Origin of the sequence: Mesobacterium hydrothermale, from assembly GCF_035818635.1 — a bacterium.
Lineage (GTDB): Bacteria > Pseudomonadota > Alphaproteobacteria > Rhodobacterales > Rhodobacteraceae > Mesobacterium_A > Mesobacterium_A hydrothermale.
Genome location: NZ_JAYLLH010000061.1, coordinates 1 through 2,500, shown reverse-complemented (window position 1 = coordinate 2,500; position 2,500 = coordinate 1). Strand labels below are relative to the sequence as shown.

Genomic DNA, 2,500 nt, shown 5'->3' with positions numbered 1-2,500 from the left:
TGAGTTCGTTGGATCAGACCCGAAACCGAGTGATCTAGGCATGTCCAGGATGAAGGTGCGGTAACACGCACTGGAGGTCCGAACCCACACCTGTTGAAAAAGGTCGGGATGAGGTGTGCCTAGGGGTGAAAGGCCAATCAAACTCGGAGATAGCTGGTTCTCCGCGAAATCTATTTAGGTAGAGCGTCATCCGAATACCCCGGGGGGTAGAGCACTGGATGGGTAATGGGGCCCCACAGGCTTACTGATCCTAACCAAACTCCGAATACCCGGGAGTACTAGATGGCAGACACACGGCGGATGCTAACGTCCGTCGTGGAGAGGGAAACAACCCTGACCTCCAGCTAAGGCCCCCAATTCATGGCTAAGTGGGAAAGCAGGTGGGACGACCAAAACAACCAGGAGGTTGGCTTAGAAGCAGCCATCCTTTAAAGATAGCGTAACAGCTCACTGGTCTAAACAAGTTGTCCTGCGGCGAAGATGTAACGGGGCTCAAGCCATGAGCCGAAGCTGAGGATGCCGTAAGGCATGGTAGCGGAGCGTAGTGTGACATAGGTTCTATCCTCTTTAGTCTTCTTCGGAAGGCCTTGGAGGATGTGAACCTTTCTGTGAAGCCGGGCTGTAAGGCATCCGGTGGAGAGATCACTAGCGAGAATGATGACATGAGTAGCGACAAACAGGGTGAGAGACCCTGTCGCCGAAAGTCCAAGGGTTCCTGCTTAAAGCTAATCTGAGCAGGGTAAGCCGGCCCCTAAGGCGAGGCCGAAAGGCGTAGTCGATGGGAACCAGGTTAATATTCCTGGGCCAGGAGATGGTGACGGATCACGACTGTAGTTCAACCTTATCGGATTGGTTGGGCTGCTGAAGGGTCCCTGGAAATAGCCTCTCCATGAGACCGTACCCTAAACCGACACAGGTGGACTGGTAGAGAATACCAAGGCGCTTGAGAGAACGATGTTGAAGGAACTCGGCAAAATACCTCCGTAAGTTCGCGAGAAGGAGGCCCGGGTTCAAGGCAACTTGGATCCGGGGGCACAAACCAGGGGGTGGCGACTGTTTACTAAAAACACAGGGCTCTGCGAAGTCGCAAGACGACGTATAGGGTCTGACGCCTGCCCGGTGCCTGAAGGTTAAAAGGAGGGGTGAGAGCTCCGAATTGAAGCCCAGGTAAACGGCGGCCGTAACTATAACGGTCCTAAGGTAGCGAAATTCCTTGTCGGGTAAGTTCCGACCTGCACGAATGGCGTAACGACTTCCCCGCTGTCTCCAACATCGACTCAGCGAAATTGAATTGCCTGTCAAGATGCAGGCTTCCCGCGGTTAGACGGAAAGACCCCGTGCACCTTTACTACAGCTTCGCACTGGCATCAGGCCTTGCATGTGCAGGATAGGTGGTAGGCTTCGAAGCAGGGACGCCAGTTCCTGTGGAGCCTCCCTTGAGATACCACCCTTGCAATGCTTGATGTCTAACCGCGGTCCGTTATCCGGATCCGGGACCCTGCGTGGCGGGTAGTTTGACTGGGGCGGTCGCCTCCTAAAGCGTAACGGAGGCGCGCGAAGGTTGGCTCAGAGCGGTCGGAAATCGCTCGTTGAGTGCAATGGCAGAAGCCAGCCTGACTGCGAGACTGACAAGTCGAGCAGAGTCGAAAGACGGCCATAGTGATCCGGTGGTCCCAAGTGGGAGGGCCATCGCTCAACGGATAAAAGGTACGCCGGGGATAACAGGCTGATACTGCCCAAGAGTCCATATCGACGGCAGTGTTTGGCACCTCGATGTCGGCTCATCTCATCCTGGGGCTGGAGCAGGTCCCAAGGGTACGGCTGTTCGCCGTTTAAAGAGGTACGTGAGCTGGGTTTAGAACGTCGTGAGACAGTTCGGTCCCTATCTGCCGTGGGTGTAGGATACTTGAGAGGAGTTGCCCCTAGTACGAGAGGACCGGGGTGAACGATCCACTGGTGGACCTGTTGTTGCGCCAGCAGCAGTGCAGGGTAGCTATGATCGGACAGGATAACCGCTGAAGGCATCTAAGCGGGAAGCCCCCCTCAAAACAAGGTATCCCTGAGGACCGTGGTAGACCACCACGTCGATAGGCCGGAGATGTAAGTGCAGCAATGCATTCAGTTGACCGGTACTAATGGTCCGATAGGCTTGATTTGATCCAGTAACAGACAACCGTTACTCAAATCAAAAGCATCACACCAACACATACTTGACACAAACAACACTCGTTGAATAAAGGCCCGGATAACTTCCGGGCCGCTGTATCTTCCTCGGTTTGGTGGTCATAGCTAGAGCAAAACACCCGGCTCCATTCCGAACCCGGAAGTTAAGTGCCTCCGCGCCAATGGTACTGCGACTCAAGTCGTGGGAGAGTAGGTCACCGCCAAACCTAGAAAGATACAGTCCTCTCGATAAACACAAAAAAAATACAAAAACAAAACCGCCAAGCAAACCGCTCGGCGGTTTTACCCGTTCATATCCAGCTGACAGCTACAGACG

2 rRNA genes (1 of these 2 cut by a window edge) are annotated in these 2,500 nt (G+C 54.2%); both read left to right on the top strand.

Features of this window, described 5'->3' with window-relative positions:
- A 23S ribosomal RNA gene (locus VK792_RS19255) occupies positions 1–2,157 on the top strand (it extends 1,277 nt beyond the left edge of the window).
- Between the two features lie 118 nt (positions 2,158–2,275).
- Positions 2,276–2,390 (top strand): 5S ribosomal RNA (gene rrf / locus VK792_RS19250).
- The last annotated feature ends 110 nt before the right edge of the window (positions 2,391–2,500 follow it).